At 33.0% G+C, this 20,951-nt stretch carries 12 protein-coding genes; 5 read left to right on the top strand and 7 right to left on the bottom strand.

Annotated features, from left to right (window positions below):
* Nucleotides 1-305: 305 nt before the first annotated feature.
* From AC1Q5Z_RS00335 to AC1Q5Z_RS00315, 5 genes are all read right to left on the bottom strand, one after another.
* Complete coding sequence (locus tag AC1Q5Z_RS00335) at nt 306-2,123, bottom strand: alkaline phosphatase (RefSeq protein WP_492443276.1); 1,818 nt, start codon at nt 2,121-2,123, stop codon at nt 306-308.
* A 398-nt stretch (nt 2,124-2,521) separates the two neighbouring features.
* Nucleotides 2,522-4,057: a RagB/SusD family nutrient uptake outer membrane protein gene (locus AC1Q5Z_RS00330; RefSeq protein ID WP_492443274.1), complete on the bottom strand. Its 1,536-nt coding sequence runs from the start codon at nt 4,055-4,057 to the stop codon at nt 2,522-2,524.
* 19 nt (nt 4,058-4,076) lie between these two features.
* Entirely contained in the window at nt 4,077-7,445 is a 3,369-nt protein-coding gene (locus tag AC1Q5Z_RS00325; protein ID WP_492443272.1) for a TonB-dependent receptor, read from the bottom strand.
* A 70-nt stretch (nt 7,446-7,515) separates the two neighbouring features.
* Entirely contained in the window at nt 7,516-8,436 is a 921-nt protein-coding gene (locus AC1Q5Z_RS00320; RefSeq protein WP_492443270.1) for a FecR family protein, read from the bottom strand.
* 121 nt (nt 8,437-8,557) lie between these two features.
* Nucleotides 8,558-9,115 carry an RNA polymerase sigma-70 factor gene (locus AC1Q5Z_RS00315; protein WP_492443268.1) on the bottom strand — a complete coding sequence of 186 codons (558 nt, stop codon included), beginning with the start codon at nt 9,113-9,115 and terminating at the stop codon, nt 8,558-8,560.
* Nucleotides 9,116-9,579: 464 nt separating this feature from the next.
* Between AC1Q5Z_RS00315 and AC1Q5Z_RS00310 the strand changes: the two genes are divergently transcribed.
* On the top strand, nt 9,580-10,509 hold the full coding sequence (locus tag AC1Q5Z_RS00310; protein ID WP_343586165.1) for a bifunctional helix-turn-helix transcriptional regulator/GNAT family N-acetyltransferase: 930 nt from the start codon (nt 9,580-9,582) through the stop codon (nt 10,507-10,509).
* 84 nt (nt 10,510-10,593) lie between these two features.
* Here AC1Q5Z_RS00310 and AC1Q5Z_RS00305 read toward each other — a convergent pair whose 3' ends face one another.
* Nucleotides 10,594-11,589, bottom strand: coding sequence for a toxin-antitoxin system YwqK family antitoxin (locus AC1Q5Z_RS00305; RefSeq protein WP_492443266.1), 996 nt, complete (start codon nt 11,587-11,589; stop codon nt 10,594-10,596).
* A 30-nt stretch (nt 11,590-11,619) separates the two neighbouring features.
* Nucleotides 11,620-14,634: a hypothetical protein gene (locus tag AC1Q5Z_RS00300; RefSeq protein WP_492443264.1), complete on the bottom strand. Its 3,015-nt coding sequence runs from the start codon at nt 14,632-14,634 to the stop codon at nt 11,620-11,622.
* Between the two features lie 409 nt (nt 14,635-15,043).
* On the opposite strand from AC1Q5Z_RS00300, the gene AC1Q5Z_RS00295 reads away from it, so the two are divergent.
* From AC1Q5Z_RS00295 to AC1Q5Z_RS00280, 4 genes are all read left to right on the top strand, one after another.
* Nucleotides 15,044-16,984: a hypothetical protein gene (locus AC1Q5Z_RS00295; RefSeq protein ID WP_492443262.1), complete on the top strand. Its 1,941-nt coding sequence runs from the start codon at nt 15,044-15,046 to the stop codon at nt 16,982-16,984.
* Nucleotides 16,985-17,561: 577 nt separating this feature from the next.
* Nucleotides 17,562-19,886: a pyocin knob domain-containing protein gene (locus AC1Q5Z_RS00290; protein ID WP_492443260.1), complete on the top strand. Its 2,325-nt coding sequence runs from the start codon at nt 17,562-17,564 to the stop codon at nt 19,884-19,886.
* Between the two features lie 375 nt (nt 19,887-20,261).
* Nucleotides 20,262-20,456, top strand: a complete 195-nt coding sequence (locus AC1Q5Z_RS00285; RefSeq protein ID WP_308853162.1) for a hypothetical protein — start codon at nt 20,262-20,264, stop codon at nt 20,454-20,456.
* Between the two features lie 19 nt (nt 20,457-20,475).
* The gene (locus AC1Q5Z_RS00280; protein WP_492443258.1) at nt 20,476-20,946 is read left to right on the top strand and encodes a hypothetical protein; all 471 of its coding nucleotides are present in this window, start codon (nt 20,476-20,478) and stop codon (nt 20,944-20,946) included.
* Nucleotides 20,947-20,951 lie beyond the last annotated feature (5 nt).

Genomic DNA, 20,951 nt, shown 5'->3' with positions numbered 1-20,951 from the left:
AACATTTTCAAGCTCTGGAAGAGCGAAATATTTATAGATGAAATTTAAACACAAATTAAAAAAAGCACCAGCGGAACGATATATTTCACCCCTCTGGGGCTCTTTCTTAAACCGTAATTCTGTTTCTATAAATATTTCGTCCCGCTGGGACTTTACAAAGACATTTTCAAGCTCTGGAAGAGCGAAATATTTATAGATGAAATTCAAGACACCAATCAAAAATCTCCAGAGGAGCGAAATATTTCTGTAATTAAAAAAGGAGCTTCCTTTTAAGAAGCTCCTTTAATTTGAATTTATCTAAGAAATTATTTCCCTCCAATCAACTCCATAATTTTGTCGTAAATCGCTGTATTCTGATAAACTCCCATGAATTTCTCAGATCCTGGTCCATAAGCAAAAACAGGAACTGGAATTGCCGTGTGATCGTTGGTGCTAAAGCTTCCGTGAACATAACCTTTTTCAATATTTCCGTCAATTAGAGATAATCCGCCAGTTTCGTGATCTGCGGTTACGATCAAAAGCGTTTCTGGGTTTTTATCTACAAATTCCATTGCCTGACCAACCAATTTATCAAAATCAAGCATTTCACGAACTACATATTCCACATTATTTTGGTGTCCGCCGTAATCAATTTGAGCGCCTTCTGCCATAATAAAAAACGGATTCTTTGTTTTTGAAAAAGTAGTTGTCGCTTTCGCCAAAGATTTCGTTAGAAAATCTCCTCTTCCATTTTTTATAGAAACTACCGCTGCGTCTTCTAAAACAACAAATTTGCTGTTTTTAATCGTATCTAAACTCGAGAATTTATCTGAGAAAGTGTATCCTTTTTCGATTAAAACTTTAGACAAATCTTTACCATCTTTTCTAGAAATAAATTCTTTCTGACCTCCTCCAATCAAAATATCTGACGGACTTGAAAGAAAATCGTTCGCAATTGGTTCGCTAAAACTTCTTTCTGGCTGATGCGCATAAAATGCAGCCGGAGTTGCATCTGTAATATTTCCAGCAGAAATAATTCCTATTTTATAGTTTTTCTTTGCCAATTGTTCAGCAATGGTTTGAAGCGGTTTCCCCTGTTCATCAACACTTATAAAACGGTTATTGGTTTTATGTCCCGTTGCCATTGCTGTTGCTCCTGCCGCAGAATCTGTAATATAACTATCGGAAGCTTTTGTGATCGAGAATCCTTGAGTTGGAATATTGAATAAACTCAATTGTCCTTTGTTTGCTGTATAACCAGAATAGATTTGAGCTAATCCCATTCCATCTCCAATTAAGAGAATAACGTTTTTTGGGCGTTTATTCTTGAAAATATTTTTAGGAACATAAGCTTGATGAAACTCTGTATTCTGGTAAAATGTCGTTTTAATGTTATTTATAAATTGAGTTAGTTCGTCTACTTTATCAGTTCCTATAAAATCAACTTTTAAATTCATTAAAGTCATATACGTATTCACGTTGTCTTGCGTAGCCCAGAATCTCACTTTTTTGTTTTGATCGTGGACTTTTTTGATAATTGCCTGAATTTTTTCAGCATCTGGCTGCGTCAAAACACCTTTTCCGTTCCAAACTGTGATTTCATGCAAATCTTCGCTGATCATTTCAACTCTCGCTAATTGATCTGAAGTATAATTTTCATTCAATCTTCCATCAAAATAAATGAAATCTGGATATTCCTTCCATAGTGACGGTAAAGGTCTGTTTCCAGAAATAACCACTTTTATGTTTTTATTCGAAATAATATCTGGAAAAGTTTTTAATTGTTGTGTAATTGCTTTTAGAGTCGAGTCGGCATCAGACTTAATATCAATCATTAAAATTAAGGGTTTATTGCTCGGATACGCTTTTCCTTCCAATGTTTTTAATTTGTTAGAAAGTGGCTCCAGATACATACTTTTTAGCGTATTGTGAGAAGCAATTTCTTTAGAAGTGTGAGCCACAAACAATTCATTATTTACTAAAAAGACATCGGCTTCTATAACGCCTGTTTCGTTAGAATAAGCACCATAAAAAGGTAATTTACTTTCGTAATCGTTATGAGAATGAATATTTGAAGAACTGTATTCTTGCGCTTGAACGAACAAGCAAAATTGAAGGCAAAAAAGGGTGATTATTTTTTTCATCGAAAATGATTTTTATTCTTTTAAAGCTGTAGGCAACTTTATTAGAAATGGGTTTATGCTATTTATTTTTTAACACATAGAAACATAGCTTTTCTTTATGCGTAAAGGCGTTTCACTAGTTTAAATGCACATAGTAAAAAGTAATCTTGTCATTTCGACGAAGGAGACTCGAGCGATAGCGAACAGGCGAAGCAAATCTTCGTAAGCAACTCGGCAAAGATTGGGGATTTAGATTGTGGAGCTTCTAGTGAGGATTTCTCCTTCGTCGAAATGACAAGATTGTGTGAATGCGTACGACTTGCTATTCCTCGGAATGACAAGCTTTGCTTTTTTACAACTGCAGTCTCCTGACCAAGACTGCAGTGTAAAAAACTAAAAAAACACAATGAAATTACGTATTACCAGCCTTGGTTTTGAGTCAAAGCCCCTTTGCTTACTGCAATTTCATCTGGTGGTATTGGCCAAACATGATGAATTGCAGGATTGAAATTACGAGCAGGATAAATTACGCTTCCGTTATAGTGGTGCAATGGTTTTGCGTACGTTTCTTTTGCATCTCCCCAACGCACTAAATCGAAATGGCGATCTGTCCATTCTCCTGCCAACTCGCATCTTCTCTCTCTTTTTAAATCGACCATTGTAGCTCCAGAAATATCTGTAAGACCTGCACGGTGACGAATCATATTGATTTCTGTATCTGCATTTTGCCCTTTCATTAATTTCGCTTCCGCTAACATCAAAATCACATCAGCATAACGTAAAAGAGGAACATTTAAAGCAGTTGAAGGCTTGTCTCCATTCGCATTTACATAACGAATATCTACTCCGCCCGAAGTTGTTTTGGGATAACTGAACGGCTCCATATATTTTTTAAACTGATAACCAGTTCTATTACTTGAACTTACTACGTGATTTCCTTCATTAAAAGTTACGGTCTCTCCGAAGTAAACAAATTTGTCTCCTTTTTGTAAAATCGTAGCACTACGTCTTTTGTCGTTTGGCACATAGGTATCAAATAATTCTTTTGTCGGATAGAAATTTCCCCATCCATTGTAAACTCCCCATCCTTTATCTTCTAAACAAACTCCAGGAAAAATAGAGCCTAAAGAAGTATTCTCAGCACTTGAAGTTACAGACCAGATATATTCTGAAGACCAGTTGTTGCTGATTTTAAATACATCTTCAAAATTATCCAATAATTTGTGTTTTCCACTAGCCACGATCATGTTTGCATATTTAATGGCGTTGTCCCAATCTTTTGCATACAAATAGGTACGAACCAAATAAGCCCAAGCGGCAGTTTTGTGTGCGCGTCCGTAATTGTCTGGTGTAAGCTGATCAAAATAAGGCAACAAATCTGCTGCTTTGATTAAATCTGCTGCAATGTAAGCGTAATTTTCGGCTACATTTTTTGCGCGAGGCACAAAGGCATTTGTTGGATTTTCTCTGTCTTGAATTGGAATTCCCGCACGATCGTCTCCGTAATGGTATGCCAATTCTAAATGCATTACAGCATGATTAAAATAAGCCTCTCCCAACATTCCGTTTTTTGTACTTTCGTCTAATGCAATATTTGGAATATTACGAATCACGTCATTACAGCGTTTCATAATTTCGTAGTGAATTCTCCAGATATCTTTAGTATCCGATTCTGATCCGTCTACAATAAAATTTTTAATTCTTTCTGCATTTTGTCTTGGTTTAGTTCCGATATCATCGCTGGCATTATTCAGCCAAAAGAAACCACGACCGTACATATTATCATCAGAATACAAAGCATAAATTGCATTTACTCCTGCTTTTGCATCTGCTGGCGTTTTCCAGAAATTCCCGCTCGAAGGAGCTCCTTGCGGCACAACATCAAGTTCGCTTTCGCAAGCCGAAGTACTTACCAAAAGCACAAAACTCAATAATAAAAGACTTATTTTTTTCATTTTAATTGTTTTTTATTTTTTAAAAAGTTGCGTTAACACCTGTCATGTAAATACGAGAAAGCGGATAACGTCCTAAATCCATTCCGAAGTTTTTAAGTCCAACTTCAGGATCCATTCCAGAATAATTAGTAATCGTAAATAAGTTTTGTCCCGAAATAAAGAATCTCAGTTTCGCTTTTCCGTTCAACCAGCTTTCTTTAACGGTATAACCAATCGAAACGTTTTTCAATCTTAAGAAAGAAGCATCTTCGATAAACAAATCAGAAATACGTCCGAAGTTGTTATTGTTATCTGTTGACGAAAGAACTGGAACATTGGTATTGGTGTTTGTTGGAGACCAAGCTTCTTTAGATTCAGACAATAAGTTATAACCTGGGAAAGAAGCATTTAAACCTGTATGTTTTACAGCATTGAAAACGCTATTTCCTGCAGCTCCGTTAAAAAAGATATTCATATCAAATCCTTTGTATCTGAAATTGGCATTCAAACTATACGTTGTTTTTGGAAAAGGACTTCCTAACACTACTCTATCGCTATTGTTGATTACACCGTCTCCATTTTCATCTTTAAATTTAATATCTCCAGCAACTGCATTTGGCTGATACATTACACCATCTTTGTTTACATACGCTTTCACCTCATCATTACTTTGAAATAATCCGTTTGTCTGATATCCGTAGAAAGCTCCAACTGGACTTCCAACTTGATAAATATTGGCTAATGGCAAACTACGAACTCTGCTTAAACCAAGCGGCTCTAATGAATTCAAATCGTCTTTAATAGAAACAATTCTATTGCTTAAGAATCCAGCGTTTGCCGTAACATCAAATTTAAATTCTCCGCGAGTTTTTTGGTACGTCAAACTCACCTCAATTCCTTTGTTTTCTACATCTCCTGAGTTTACAATTCTTCCTTGTGGCGTTCCAGAAACTCCAGGCAATTGGTCACGAACCAACATGTCTTTGTTTTTCTTTACATAAGCATCAACAGATCCAACCAAGCTATTATTTAGCATCGTGAAGTCTAAACCAATATTGGTCTGCTCAGAACTTTCCCATTTTAAATTCGGGTTTGATAATTCGCTTTCAGCATAACCATAATTAATTGATGGTACAGCTCCAATTAAAGCTTGAGTTTGTACCAAAGGCACACTAAACTGATATGGCCCAAGGTTTCCTAAGTTTCCAATTTGTCCCCAGCTTGCACGAAGTTTTAAATTGCTGATGATTGGCTCGATACCTTTCATGAAATTTTCTTCAGAAATTAACCAACCTGCAGAAACAGAAGGATACACTTTCCAACGGTTATTTTCTAATAATTTTGAAGTTCCGTCACGACGAACAATTCCCGAGATTAAATATTTCTGATTGAAATCGTAATTGATTCTTCCCACATAAGAAGAAATAATTTCATCTGATCTTCCAGCTGCCGTCTGCTGAATTAATTTTGCATTTAATAAATAACGCTGTGATGGATCTTCATTATCAAAACCAGTTCCTTCAATGGTATAAAAATCTCTTTTTGTTTCCTGATATGTATATCCAGCTAGAGCTTTCAAATTGTGTTTTCCAAATGATTTCTCATAAGAAATAGTCTGCTCGCTCAATAAATCTGTAGTAGTTATATTTTTCAGCGTCAATCTGTTGAAATCGAAGATCTTTCCTGGTTCTGTAACTTTTACTGTAAAGTCTGATGCATTATCTTGAATTCTAGTGTACCCCCAGTTCGATTTCACTTTTAATCCTGGAACAATTTCCCATTCTGCATACGGATTGATCAAAATTGTTGAAATAGGATTTTTATTGTCTAATCTTTTCAAATACGCTACCGGATTGATAACGTCTCCATAAGAACCAATATATTTTTCTGGAACACCGCCAAACTGACCTGAACCATCTTCTCTATAAATTGTTGCATTTGGCGGATACAAAATTGCTGCTTGAATTGCTCCTGTATACGAACTTGACGTATTAGCAGTCTGACCATCTGTTAATGAATACGAAATATTTTCTCCAATTGTGAAATTATCCGCCAATTTGAAAGAAGAATTTGCTCTTACCGTATAACGTTCTCCATAAGTATTTAGCAAAATACCTTCGTTTTTTCTATAACTTCCAGAAAGAAAGAAATTAGATTTTTCTGTTTTTCCGTTTACCGAAAGCGACAAATCTTGAATTTCTCCTGTACGGAAAATTTCATCCATCCAGTTGGTTTTTGTTGTTCTTGCAGTTGGTTCAAATGCAGGATCAAAAGCAGGAATTCTTGGCAAACCTGCATTATCTCTTGCCAAATTCATAGCATCAGCATATTCTGCAGCGTTTAAAACCTGTAATTTTTTAGCAACATTCTGAAAACCTCCTTGGTAGTTTACATTCACATTAATTTTATCTGAAACTCCTTTTTTAGAAGTAATTAAAATTACCCCACCAGAAGCTCTTGCACCATAAATTGCTGCAGAAGCCGCATCTTTTAAAACGTTTATTGAAGCAATATCATTTGGGTTTATAGTATTTAAAGAACCGCTGTAAATGATTCCGTCTAAAACGATTAAAGGCGTTTCAGCGTTCAAAGATCCAATACCACGAATGTTGATTGTTGGCGATGCAGTCGGATCTCCACCATCATTAATTACCGTAACTCCGGCAACTGTTCCTTGCAATAATTCGGCAGCGTTGTTGTATGTTCTGCTAGAAGTTTCTTTCATAGAAACAGAACCAACAGCTCCTAAAACTTCATTTTTTTTCACACTTCCGTAACCCATAACTACAACTTCTTGAAGCTGTTTTACATCGGCTGCTAATTTTACCGTGATATTTTGCGAACTAGTAACTTTTACTTCTTGCGTTATATAACCTACATAAGAAAAAACAAGTATCGCTTCTGAAGCGTTTATTTCTAATTTGAATGTTCCATCAAAATCTGTTGCTGTTGCTGCGTCTGAACCTTTATCTTTAATTCCAACTCCTGGTAATGGCATATTATCATCTCCGCCAAAAACAGTTCCCGAAACAGTAATTTTATTCTGATCAGCAAAAGCAACTTTCTGATTTTTCTTGATTACAATATTGTTGCTCACGATCTCATATCGAAGCGCATTTCCGCAAATTTTATCCAGCGCTTGTTCTAATGTTACGTTATTCAGTTTTAAACTTAATTTCTGATTGGCGTTTACTTGGCTGCTTTCGTACATAAAATGTACATCAACCTGATTTTCAATTTTTTGAAATATATTTTTTATACTCTCATTATCAACTTTTAAAGTCACTCTTTTGTTAATGTCAACATTCCCAGCTTTTACTGTTAGTGCGGCAAAAAACAAAGTCATAAATAGGAATAATTTTGTTCCTATTGTCCTTATGCTGGCATACCGCATTTGCTTTTCATTCATAGTTTTTAGATTTAGTGTAATTGTTTTGTTTATAGTTTGCTACGTAGTTTTATTTTTATTGTTTAAAGAATTATTCGATTTTGTAAACCCCAGAATCCATTTTGTATTGGGCATTAACGATATTGCACACTAGTCCAATTACCTGATCGGCAGGAAGTTCTTTAAAATAAGCGCTAATCTTTAAATCGTTTAAATTCTTGTTTTTGACTTCAATCGCAACATTGTAATTACGATTGATTGTGGCCACAACTTCAGAAAGAGGTGTTTCTTCAAAAACCATAATATTTTTTCGCCATAGCGAAATGGTATTCAACGGAACATCTTTAAAAGCTTGAAGCTTGTTGTTTTGCGATTTAAAAATCACTTTCTGTCCCGGAGTTACATATACATTTTCGTCTGTTACAGTCGATTTAACATTTACTCTTCCGGTTGCAACCGAAACTTCTTGTGTAGTTTGATCTGGATACGCTTGAACATTAAAACTGGTTCCGAGAACTTTGGTATCCATTTTATTGGTATGAATAATAAAAGGATGTTTTTTGTCTTTGGCTACATCAAAAAAAGCTTCTCCACTTAAATACACTTCTCTAGTATCGCCTTTAAATTCCTTTGGATATTTAAGAACACTTCCTGCATTTAGCCAGATTTGTGTTCCGTCACTTAATTCTATATGAGCATGTTCTCCTAGTTTTACTGCAAACTGTTTATTTTCTACAGCATTTTTTGTCGAATAGAAAAACACCGATAATCCAACAAGGAAAACCAAGGAAGCCGCAACAGCCCAGTTTTTATATTGAAGCGAAATAACTTTGTTGGTATTCTTTATTTGTCTTAATTCTTTTTTCAGTTTTGAACGGTCCGCTTTAACCGTTTCCATATTATCAAAAAAATCATCTGTACGGTCGTACCATTTATTCCACATTTCTTGTCCTTTCGGCGAATACTTTCCTTCTAAAAAATTTTTGATTTCGTTATTTAAATTTTCAGGCATTATAATTTCTTTATGTCTTTATGTCTTTAATAGTATGTCTTGGGAATTGTAATTTTAGGTAGGCGCAAAAGGTTACGCTTCTGTTAAGAAAAAAATTGGATTCTTAATCTGAAGTTTACTTTTAATTGAATTCGCCCAAATAAGTGCGCATGAATTTCAGCGAATATGTAATATGGTATTTTACAGTCTCGATTGAAACATTCAATTCTTCGGCTATTTCTTTATTGGTGTAATGTTTTACGCGACTAAGAATAAAAACCTCTTTTGATTTTTTAGGAAGTAACGATGCCGCTTCGTCAACCGCTTTTTGCAATTCATCATAATAAATAGAATCTTCGATCGCGTTGTAGCTTATTTGCGAAACCGTATTTTTTTCTAAAACTTCTTGAATGTATTGATCGGTAACTTCGTGCGATTTGATATAGTCTAAAGTCATATAACGCACCGAAGTATAGATATAGGCAGCAAAACTTTTCTGAATCACAATTGTTTTGCGTCTTTCCCAAATAGAGGTAAAAACTTCCTGCACAATTTCTTCTGAAATGGCAATCGATTTCATTCGGAGATATACAAACCGAACAAGCAAATCTCGATATCTGAAATAAAGTTCATCAAAAGCTTTATCCTTGCCCGATTTTAATAATTCAACAAGTTCTTCGTCTGTAAACTTCTTATACATGATACATTATTTTGGTATGAATAATCAAATCAAAAGTGTGAGTCAAAACACTTTTTCTGATTTCCTCTTGATAATGATCGTGCTGTTTAAAAAATGGCATATATAAAGTATTGGTTTCTTCTTATATGTCTCCAAAATTAAAGCTGAGGGTAGGTTGATTAGGTTACGTTTACATTAATAAAACCACTCAAAAGCGAAACATATTATTAACATTTGAGGGCAAAAGCAAACTGAAAAATAAGAGTTTGTACTATTTCGCGTAAAAAATGAAATACTTTGTTTGGTATAACAATCTTTCTCCTATAAAAAGCAAAAAAAGTGCTTAACAAATAATTAATAGGAATGCATTAAAATGAGTTTATTCTTTTCAAAATTTCATTTTCAAAAAATAAAAAGATTAAGTTTAGTTGACAAAAGCAACTAGTTTTATATATTTGTACCTCAACAATACAATATTACAAATCATGAATACTACAACTTCAAAAATTAGAAGTTTTAACCGATTCTATACTTCTCACTTAGATATTTTAAGCCAACATTATCTAGAAAGTGATTATTCATTGACCGAAGTACGTATTCTGTACGAAATCAGCGAAAGCAAAACTATTACGGCACAAAACATTACTGAAACCCTTAATCTCGATAAAGGATATGTTAGCCGAATTTTAAAGCGTTTTTTAAAAGAAAATCTTATTTCAAAAATTGCTTCTGTAGATGATAAACGTGCTTTTAACATTGAGCTCAGCGATTCAGGAAAAGCATTGTTACATTCGTTAAATAAAAAAGTAGATCAGCAGATTGAAGATAAAATCGAAAAATTGAATTTCTTTGAAAAAGAGAATCTGATTAATTCGATGCATACAGTAAAAAACTTATTGTCTGAAAATAAACCGCTTCGAAGTGATATTACATATCGCCATGAAATTAATCCTGGTGATATTGGCTATATTATTTATCTACATGGATTTATTTATGGTAATGAATCGAATTTTTCTAATGAATTTGAAAAGTATGTCATCAAGACTTTTTATCATTTCTTAGAAAATTATTCGCCAGAAAAGGATCGTATTTGGATGGCGGAATACAATAGTAAAATTGTTGGCTGTATTGCTATTGTACATCAACCTAATGAAGAAGCGCAATTGAGATGGTTTCTTCTCGATCCCGCTTTTAGAGGTCTCGGAATTGGTAAAAAACTCTTAACCGATGCCGTTGATTTTTGCACAGAAAAGAAATTTAAAAACGTTTTTCTGCTTACCACAAGTTTACAAGACAAAGCGCTTCAAATGTATAAAATGATGGGATTCGAACTTACAAAATCGGAAGAAGTTCAGGAATGGGGGAAGACGTTTTATGAGGAGCGATATGATCGTAAATTGAATTACAAAAAATAAGCCTCCAAAATCTAATAGATTTTGGAGGCTATTGCCATTTGATTTGAACTGCATATTTTTTGCACCAAATTGTTGGAGTATTTCTTATTTTTTGTTCACCAATGAAGCCTTATAATCCTTATAGTACTTGTCTTCTTTTTTAATAAGTTCTTCACGTTGAGAAATAACACTTTGCTTATCCTTATTTTCACTCCATGTTAAATATAGACTGTCATATGCCTTTTCTCTAGAAGGAAATTCTTTGGTCCGAATTAATTTTCCATCAACATTATAGTATTTCCAGATTCCTCTTTTTTGGGTTATATAATATTTAGAACTAAAATTTTGGGGTATTTCATTTAATCCTGCTTTTTCTATATTGATCTGAATTCCTTTCTCTTTTAATTTTCCATTCTCATGATAATACTCCCACGTTCCCACTTTTAAACTGTCCTGAAATGCTCCTAATTCTTTCAAATGGCCATTCTTGTAATAATTTTTCCAAATACCCATCTTTTTATTTGATGAATAACCTCCTTCCGATTCTAACTCTCCTGTAGGATAAAAGTGTTTCCAATCATAATTCTTAGCATCATCTTCTATGATTCCAATCGCTTTAATGGTCTTGTTATTAGAATAATAAAAAGTGTCTTTATCTTTTAGATAGGCTTTTCTTTCTGCTTCTATTTTCTTTCTTTCCGCCCTTACTTCTTCTACATCTTCTTCTTTTATATAATCTGCATTATTACTCCCGTCTGGGGTAATATCAAGTCTTGCCCCATGTATCCAAAAAATCTGATTGCCAAGTGTTCTGCCAAATTCTGCTTTTCCCATACCAGATATAATTTCTAAATATTCCTTACTGTATTCTTCCCAGTTTAGAATATGAATTTTATTGTCTTCTCGGGTCCACTTCCCTGAATGGCTTCTCTCGACTGTATCCTTTTTATAATAATGATAAAAAGTACCGTCAGCCCTAAAATCTACATAATGTAGTGCTTTATCGTCTTCGATATTATAGTATTTCCCTAAAACTTCTTTTTGGCAAGAAGTAAATCCGCAAACTATAATTAAAAAAAACAGGGCTATTTTTATTTTCATTTGTTTTAATTTTCCTGCAATATACTACTTTTATGGAAGCTCAAAAGTAAAATAAATCCTTTGTTTGATTGTTGATAGTTTGGCTTCTTTTCCTCCTTCATTATTCCTTTCTATATCACCTGCTATGTGAAGTATAAAGGATCTTCTTCCTGTTTGGTTAAAGACATATCCTTCAATTTTTTTGTTTCGAATATGTACTAAGGCAAAAGCTCCACCAATAAATATTTGTGCTAAATTAGAGTTTAAATGTTTGTCTATTGATTCAATAGCATATTCGAAAGTTGGACTGAACTCTAAATCAATTTTCAAATCTTTACTATCAGGTTTGTTTTCAAAATCATAATTGGTTTGTCGCAATAATTTTAAAGTCTCATCCATAATTTCTTCCATCATTCTACCTTTTAAGAGCTGTTGCGCAAATTTATGCTGATGGTAATCAAAATTACGGATTTCTGGTCCCTCACCCATTGCGAATTCATATAAGAGAATCGCAACTGTTTCTTCGTAACTTTTTTCAAATGACATTTTCTTTTTACCATCTCTAAGTTTTCCAACTCCAGGGTAAATACGTTCTGCCGTTTTAACCAAAGCATTTACAGCAATTTTATCTGGCAATCCTTTGCCTTCTTCTTTCACTACTCCTACTGTTTTTTGAATCTCTTTCGCTATTTTTTTTCTTAATTTTTCACTTATTTCATGAATTTCGCTCATATCATTAAATAAGTTTTCCACTAAATCAGTATAATCTTGATTACCATTTTTTGTACTTTCTGTTATTTCAAGTTCCTTTTTTAGGTACTCATAAAGTTCTTTCAAATCATTATAAAGTATGTTATCAATGGTAAGAGCTGCTTCTGAAACTTCGTCACCAATATCTGATAATGATTTTTTAATTTGTCTCTTTATAGCATTTATTGACTTTTTAATCTCTTCATTAATAGATTTTTTTACATCATCCTTAACTTTATTAAGTTCTTTACTATTACCCGCACCCTTATCTATATTTGTCTTTATTCTCTCTAATCGTTCTAATATTTTATACTCTTTCAGATGTTTCACTTGCTCTTTTACAGCATTCTCTTGATTAATTATAAAGTACTCTTCTGTTTCAGCATTATAACTTTGAGGCTTTTTGATGATTTTATCGAGACTTTCTGCTTTAAAAGTATCGCTCAGTTTTAAATAATACAATTCTTTTACCATAACTTGGCCTAATTTTACCCTGTCATCATATTTTGCGAAATTGAAGGTTACTTTTCCGTCTACAGTAAAATACTTTTCCATAATATCCTGTGTTAGATCAGGAGCCATCCAAAGCGTAAAATTTTCGTTAATTTCTGCGACAATTTCATCTAATTCATCATTTCCAGTAACACCAGCTTCGCTTAATGATTTTTTCATTAGATTAATATCTAAATCTTGAAAAGAAGAGTTTATATAATCCTGAACCATAGTTTGTTCAAACTCTACTAATTTAAAATCTAATTCCTGTTTAGTTAGATTTTTAAAACTTTGTTTATTTCCTTTTGCATCAATAAATTCACCACTTAATCTACCTTTTCCTTCTAAAAGCAGTTTTACATTATTCATGTTTTCTGCAAAGAGATATTTATTACCTCCTTTCAAAAACTCATCGCTCTTGTCTGATAAATACCACAAATTCATCATTTCGGCAGATCCTAATGCAATTTCTCCGTCTATTGCGGATGCTATAGAGCCCATTGTAACTCTTGCTGCAGCATCAAACCATTCTGATATAATTCCTTTAGTTTTTAAATAAGCATCGACAAACTTGTAGTAAGCATGACGCTGTGCAATTGTATTATACAAATAATGTTGAGCATTCATTGTATTGTATATGGAAGCATTCCAGAAAGTAGAGCCGCTTTTATCTGGATAATCAATTCTATCAAAATCATACCACTGACCTTCTTTTAATTTCGGATATTTTTTTTCTTTATTTCTTCTCTTTTCACCTTGTGCATATTTTATTTCCACTTCGTCCAGTAATGTTTCCGACCAGATATAATAAATACTTTGCACACCTAAATCTGGATACACCTTTTTAGGGCTTAGATTCGGATATATTTCTTTTCTTGTTTGAATAGTAATTTTACTTGGAAGTTCTGGAAAAACAGATTTTAGGAGTATAAAAAGCTCATCATGTTCTGAAAAAAGTTTATTAATATCAATATTCGATTTTTTAATTTCAAAGATCAATCTTTTATAATAGGCTCTTATACGGGAATCTTCATTTTCTTTGGATAATTCTAATAATTTTAAAATCATTAATTCCTTGACGTCTTCCCAGTTTACATTATTGAATTCAGATTCGCCAATTACAGGAAGATGCCATTTTTGAAGCGCAAAATACATTTTAGTAAAACGTTCATGACCTTTTTTCTGGTAAAAAGCTTTAACTGTTGCACTTTCAGAAAAAGCTTTATCAATAAGAGTCCAATATTCTATAGTTTCATGATTATTTTCTTTAATTGCCTGATCTAATTTCTTTTTGATTTCAGCTTTGATAAGCTCCACCGATGGCTCATTATTATTTGATTGAAGCATTTGTGGTACCCCCAGCATTTGTTTTGTATCGATACTTTCATAAATCTGACTAAATGCATTGCTTAAAACTGTATTTTCTGCTTCTGAAACCGGAAGAGTATTGCTAGTTGATCCGAAAGAACTCATAATTGCACTTTCAGTATTATCAAAAGCGCCTCCTCCGATTGAAGCGTTAATGGTCGATGCAGTAAACAAATTTGACCCCAGAGCTGAAGAAGTATTGCTAAACGATGGAGCTGTTTTTATTGCAGTATTGTTATCGAAAACGCCTTCTCCAGCCGAGTCTAAAGTATTGTTCATGACATTGTTTAAAGCATTTTGCTCCTGCCAAATTTGTACGATATCTTTTTGCTCGTTGATTTCTTTTGAAACCTGAGCTAGTTCTTTTATAAAGTTTTTCGTTAACACTTCGGAACTTTCTAAAGGAGAATTATTTTTTATTAAAATATTGAAATTGTGAACTGTATTTTTATCCATAATGAAGCTGTTTTTCTGGAGACAAAAGTACGCTCATTGTTTATGTTTTAAAAATTACAACGCCTTTGAATTCAGTAGTTTCAGCAGGTTTTCTTTCTACTGAAACTACTGAAAACCATTAGCTTTTTTGAATTAAAAACATACTTCTTTTCCTACTTTTGCCTCTTCCAAAAAACAAATGCCAACATTGCATTTTTTTACCTCATTGCAATTGCATCTTCCTTTGAATTCATAAAAAATACCACTCGACTTTTATTATTAATCAACTTAAAATAGCCGTTATGGATTTTTTATTTTCAATTGGCATACGGAAAAGGCCAAAAATTCCCGACAAGAGTAATTTTGATTGTTTACTATCGAAAAAATCTTTCTTAAAAATTCTTTACTCAACTCTAAAAATGATTCTTATATGTATAGTCATTTTCCATTCCCAAAAAGAGTTGAATTATCAAAACCTTATAATTACAATTTAAACATGGCAATTCAGGCATTAAATACCATTAAAAAATGGTTTCAAACAGGTTTGAAACCCTCTCAAAATCAATTCTGGGATACTTGGGATTCTTTTCGACATAAATTAGAAAAAGTTCCTTTAGAAGATGTTGAAGAACTTGAATCAAAACTAAATACAAAAGCAGAAAAAACAGAACTGGACGAACATAAAAATGACAACACTGCTCATTCTGAACTTTTCGCAGCTAAAGAAGATAAATCGCAAAAAGGTGTCGCTTTAGGCTATGCTCCTCTGGATGAATTTTCTAAAATTGCTTATCAATATTTAAACATTGTAGATAATCTTACCTCTGGAGGTACAACATCTATACTTTCTGCTCAACAGGGAGTTGTTTTACAAAACCAAATTGACAGCATCAGAACATTATTGTCTTCTGATAATCCTGAGCTTGATACGTTTCAAAAAATTGCTGACACGATTGAACAGATTCAAATGTCATTGGACACTATTTTGGTAAATGATTTAACAACGGGAGGCACTACAAAAGCTTTAACAGCCGAAATGGGTAAGCAATTAGAAGCCAGTAAAGAAGACAAATCTCAAAAAGGTGTTGCTGACGGATATGTTCCTCTAGATGATTTCGCAAAAATTGCCAACCAATATTTAACCATAATAAACGATTTGACTACTGGAGGTTCAGAATCTATGCTAAGTGCTGAACAAGGAATTGTTTTACAAAATCAAATTGACAGCATTAATACTTTACTTGTTGCTGATAATGTTGATCTTGACACAATTCAGGAAATTGTAGATGCTATTGAGAAAGTACAAATTTCGCTAAATACTATTTTAGTAAATGACCTTACGACTGGAGGCGTAACGAAGGCTTTGACGGCTGAAATGGGTAAAAAACTTAATAAAATTAAGCTTACTGCAACTATAGCTACTGATGAAGAAACTCAAATAACAGCTACAGTCTCTGAAGATAATAAAGTAGTGAGCCGCTCTAAACTTTTTAACTGGTGGAAATGGATTTTATCAAATGTTCAAACAATTAACGGAATTTGGACCTTTAATTCTGGTATTAAAGTAATCGGTTCGAGAAAAGGCCCTGGTTTAGTTGTAGTAGGTACTGATTTGTCAATAGTACCTCAATTTGGAGCTATTGAAAGATATACTGACGGAAAATTATACAATTCAGACGGAGTTTCACGATATAGAATATTAGACGACAGAGATACGAATAATTTTATACTTATAAAATATAAGAAATTACAAGAGACTTTTCTTAGTATTTATTCCTATAAAGATTACACTGAAATATCCCAATACAATACAGAAACTTTTACGCAATATGAAGTCCCTCCATATGTCTTTGAAAACTCCTTTGGGCATGTTGTTTTCAAAACGCTCAATAGTTATTACACATCTTTAAACAACGATTTATTGGTAGCTCCTATTTCTATCCGTTTTGAGGCATATTTATGTAATTCAGGCGGTTACAAATTTTCCAGAAATGATTCTATAAGACTCTTCTCCACTGTAGTTTCAAATGGGGAAAAAATTGATACCATGCACAGCAATGAAATCGACATAAGCACAGGGCAAACCTCAAGCTATTACCAAGGTAACTTCGTAACAGGTTCTTATTTATCTTTTGGCGAGCCAACATTTGACTATTTAGGCAATAAGATCTCCGAAGAAAAACGCTTGTATTATCTCCAAAATTATAGCTATACAGGGCAATATGCTAATGAATACATAAGTTCTATTCCTTTATATCTGGAGTATAGGCTCTCTGTTGAGTACAAAGACAAAACCAACAATATAAGAGAAAATGCAAGAACCGTGGCAAGTTTCACAAATCATAACGTAATAATCTATAAATTACAATAATTGTAAAACTAATGAAATAAAACACTGTCCTAAAAAAAACAAACGGCTACTCTTTTGGGGCAAAAAATCAAATTATTTCGAGTTTTTGGGCAAGCGCAAACACGATAAAACACTTTCTGTGGTTGGTTGAATTCTAGATTATCAGTATTGGAAAAAAGGAGGTCATTGCATCAATTCAATAATTTAAGAACCTAAATATTTTTTCTTTAAATAAAACCGTTAACAATGAGAGACAAAATCTCTTAATTGTTAACGTTTTTTTATTCTACTGAAACTACAGAATACAGAGCTCTTTTTTTTCGTTTTTTAGTATTCTTCTAACCTACTTTTACACCCTCAAAATTTAATAACGCATTGCTTTTACGTAAAGAAAACTACTCCTGTTATTCTTAAAGCATTTCCAAAAGAACATTTTATAAATTTCAATTATAACAAATACCACTATGAGTTATGTATTATCAAAAGGTATTAGAAAAATACCTAAAATTCCAGACAAAAATTATTTAGAAAATCCCCTAAATCAGAAATCAACTCCCTAAAAAATCCAAAAACAACAACTTAATTAGACATTACTATCATGGCTATACAAACATTAAATACCATAAAAAACTGGTTCAAAACCACTTTAAAACCTTCTCAACAACAATTCTGGGACACTTGGGATTCGTTTAGACATAAACTTGACAAAGTTCCTGTAAAAGAGGTTGAGGGAATAGACGAATTATTAAATGCAAAAGCAGATAAAAGCGTTTTAAATGAACATATTACTGATATAAACGCGCATGCTTCTTTATTTGAACTAAAAGAAGACAAATCACAAAAAGGTATAGCTGGTGGATATGCACCTTTAAACAGTTTTACAAAACTAGCAAGCCAATATTTAGACATTGTAAATGATTTGGTTTCTGGAGGAGTTTCTTCACTTTTAAGTGCTGAGCAAGGAGTAGTTCTGCAAAATCAAATTAAAAACATAAACGCCACTTTGGCTTCCGATAATATTAATCTAAATACTTTTCAGGAAGTTGTTGACACTATTGAGTCAATTCAAACTTCTTTAAGCACTATTTTAGTAAACGATCTTACTACAGGGGGGGTTATGAAAGCATTGACTGCTGAAATGGGAAAAATATTGCAATCTAATAAAGTAGACAAAGTTGCAGGAAAAAGTCTGCTTTTAGACTCAGAAATTGATCGTTTAATAACCCTTGCAAATTATACACATCCTGATAATCATTCGCCGGATATTATTCTTCAGGATGCTAACAATAGATTTGTAACTGATAATGAAAAAGAAATTTGGAATGAAAAACAATCTGCATTAGGATTTCATCCTGAAAATATTATCAATAAAAATGTTGCTAACGGATATGCAGGACTTGGAGCAGATGGAAAATTAATTTCTTCACAAATTCCTTCTATTACTATTAACGACACCTTTGTAGTCGATTCACAAGTTGAAATGCTATCTTTAAATGTAGAAACTGGAGATATAGCGGTTAGATCTGATTTAAGCAAATGTTTTATTTTAAAAGGTTCTAATCCAGAATTGCTTGAAGATTGGCAGGAATTGCTTACTCCAACTAGCGATGTAACAACTGTTTTTGGGCGTAATGGTTCTGTAACAGCTCAAACAGGAGATTATACTGCCGACCAAATTAATGAAACACCAACAAGACGATTTCAATCTACAAATCAACAATTATTTAACGATGCAACTTCGAGCATTCAAACGCAATTAGATTCAAAAATTTCTAATGTCACACATACAGGAGATGCAATTGGAGCAACAGCTTTAACTGTAAAAGGAATTAACGGAACTTTGCTTTCGCAATTGCCAACAGGTCTTTTAAAAAATACAACATCTACAGGAGTCCCAGTTATAGCAAAAGCTAGAATCGATTATGCAGAACCAACTGCTTCTCTTCCAACAGGTATCTTAAAAAATACAGCTTCGACAGGAGAACATAGTATTGCAACAGCTGGTGATTTTCCAATATTAAATCAAAATACAACTGGAACAGCAAATAATGCAACAAATCTTGCAGGTCAACCATCTACTTATTATGCGCCGATTTCTTCACCTGCTTTCCTTGGTACACCAACAGCTACTACAGCGCCACCAGAAACATCTAACAACCAATTAGCAACAACTGCTTTTGTTTCTAATTCAAACTTTGGAAATGTAAAAACAACTGGAATGCAGACCATAAGCGGTCATAAATATTTTACCGATTTTTTAATTGCCGATTATGGAACACTTTTTTTAAAATCTCCAACATCTTCCGCTTATCAAATGGTAACTGCATTGGAAAATGGAATACGATTTAGTCCTAATTCTCAAGCCGATTTCTTAACTGAAGCAACATCTAATGGAATAAAATTTGGAACAAAAAGTATTCAGGCACAACTTAATACAAATAATTTGACATCATCAAAAATCTTTTTAATGCCAGATCAAGCTGGAACTATAGCATTAAAAGGCGATTTTTTAGCTACGCCCCCAAGTAATACTACAAGTCCTTCGTTTATAATACCAAATAGTAATTTAACAACTACTCCTGTAAATGGAGCAATAGAACGTGATGCAAAAGGAATATTATGGGAAACCCATAATGGCGTAAGAGAAAAATTAAGTGTTACAGATGTTCCGTATAAAAGTATTACAAATTTGAACACTCTATTTACAAGTTACAGAAGAAGTTCTGTTAATACCTGTCAAGTAAATTATCAAAGTGAATTTGCACCTGATGCATTACCTTCATGGGGAATATTAACAAGCTGTAAAACAGATGATGAAGGGGAATTTGGAGTTCAGACGTATGTATCTATGGGTTCAATACCAAATACTTATGTTCGAAACTGTAATAACGGAACGTGGTCGGCATGGGTTAAACTAAACTAGTCTCCAAATCTGAAATATAGATTTTTCCTAAATTGTAAATAAAAAATACATCAAAAGCTTAGAGGCAGTTTGCAAATCTCCTTATGCTTTTGATGTATTTTTCTTTAGCAAGAAATACTATCAAACTAATCTCTCTAAATTATTCTCAAAATAATCGAAGATTAAAATTTCTTACTGAAACTACTGAAAACCAAGAGCTAATTATTCTTTTTCCGGCTTCATATATCTTACTTTTACATACTCTAATTCATCTATTAGAATTCCCAAAATACGTACAATTACACAATTTACTTTTAAGATATTCTCCTAAAAGTCAGTCCTTCAATTGTATTAATCATTCAAATAATTATATCACCTTTTAAATATTTATCAACCATGGATTATGTACCAAAAGATTTAGGAGAAACGCCTAAAATACCAGACATGAGCAACTTTAAAAATCCTTTGGAGTCACAATCTTCAGGAAGCATTTTTATCGAAAATTTCAATATTACACCTTCGACTGCAACTGAAAAAAGTGAAAGTTTAGCTGAAATCATAAAAAAAGAAAGCAAAGACAGCTGTATTTAATCTCTTAAAAAACAAAATAATGACAGACGAAATATTTATTCAAAACCTTAAAGAAAAACACGGTCAGATATTAAAACTTACTTCTGATGATCAATCAATTACAGCTTATTGCAAAAAACCAACTTTCGAAATCTATCTGAAATATCAAAACTTATACAAAGATAATCCACATGAAGCGATTCTATTTTTATTTAAAGAATGTCTACTTGAGAAAGAAAATTATAATGACGAGTTCATGCTTTCTTCAGGAAACTTAATCATCGAAGTGATCAAAAAAGCTAGTGAATTCATCATTAATCCCACTCCACAAAAAGATGAGTTCAAAAAATCTGCGGCGCTTATTCGATATGCTTTTCAAGTAGATCCATACAAACTTCCTATGGATGAGTTTTATAAACTCCTCGAGGAAGCACTCTGGTTGCAAAAACACAATGACAACAGAATGGAAAACACTATGATTGCGGCTTTTGCCAAAACATTTTCAAACTAAAAAAT

It is taken from the genome of Flavobacterium sp. GW823-FHT06G12 (assembly GCF_058794775.1).
The sequence above is the reverse complement of the archived record's forward strand: the minus strand, read 5'-3'. Positions and strand labels throughout refer to the sequence as shown.

Bases quoted from the DNA above. Each gene is read 5' to 3' on its own strand.
- AC1Q5Z_RS00335 (WP_492443276.1), bottom strand. From the start codon at position 2,123: ATGAAAAAAATAATCACCCTTTTTTGCCTTCAATTTTGCTTGTTCGTT.
- AC1Q5Z_RS00330 (WP_492443274.1), bottom strand. From the start codon at position 4,057: ATGAAAAAAATAAGTCTTTTATTATTGAGTTTTGTGCTTTTGGTAAGT.
- AC1Q5Z_RS00325 (WP_492443272.1), bottom strand. From the start codon at position 7,445: ATGAATGAAAAGCAAATGCGGTATGCCAGCATAAGGACAATAGGAACA.
- AC1Q5Z_RS00320 (WP_492443270.1), bottom strand. From the start codon at position 8,436: ATGCCTGAAAATTTAAATAACGAAATCAAAAATTTTTTAGAAGGAAAG.
- AC1Q5Z_RS00315 (WP_492443268.1), bottom strand. From the start codon at position 9,115: ATGTATAAGAAGTTTACAGACGAAGAACTTGTTGAATTATTAAAATCG.
- AC1Q5Z_RS00310 (WP_343586165.1), top strand. From the start codon at position 9,580: ATGAATACTACAACTTCAAAAATTAGAAGTTTTAACCGATTCTATACT.
- AC1Q5Z_RS00305 (WP_492443266.1), bottom strand. From the start codon at position 11,589: ATGAAAATAAAAATAGCCCTGTTTTTTTTAATTATAGTTTGCGGATTT.
- AC1Q5Z_RS00300 (WP_492443264.1), bottom strand. From the start codon at position 14,634: ATGGATAAAAATACAGTTCACAATTTCAATATTTTAATAAAAAATAAT.
- AC1Q5Z_RS00295 (WP_492443262.1), top strand. From the start codon at position 15,044: ATGTATAGTCATTTTCCATTCCCAAAAAGAGTTGAATTATCAAAACCT.
- AC1Q5Z_RS00290 (WP_492443260.1), top strand. From the start codon at position 17,562: ATGGCTATACAAACATTAAATACCATAAAAAACTGGTTCAAAACCACT.
- AC1Q5Z_RS00285 (WP_308853162.1), top strand. From the start codon at position 20,262: ATGGATTATGTACCAAAAGATTTAGGAGAAACGCCTAAAATACCAGAC.
- AC1Q5Z_RS00280 (WP_492443258.1), top strand. From the start codon at position 20,476: ATGACAGACGAAATATTTATTCAAAACCTTAAAGAAAAACACGGTCAG.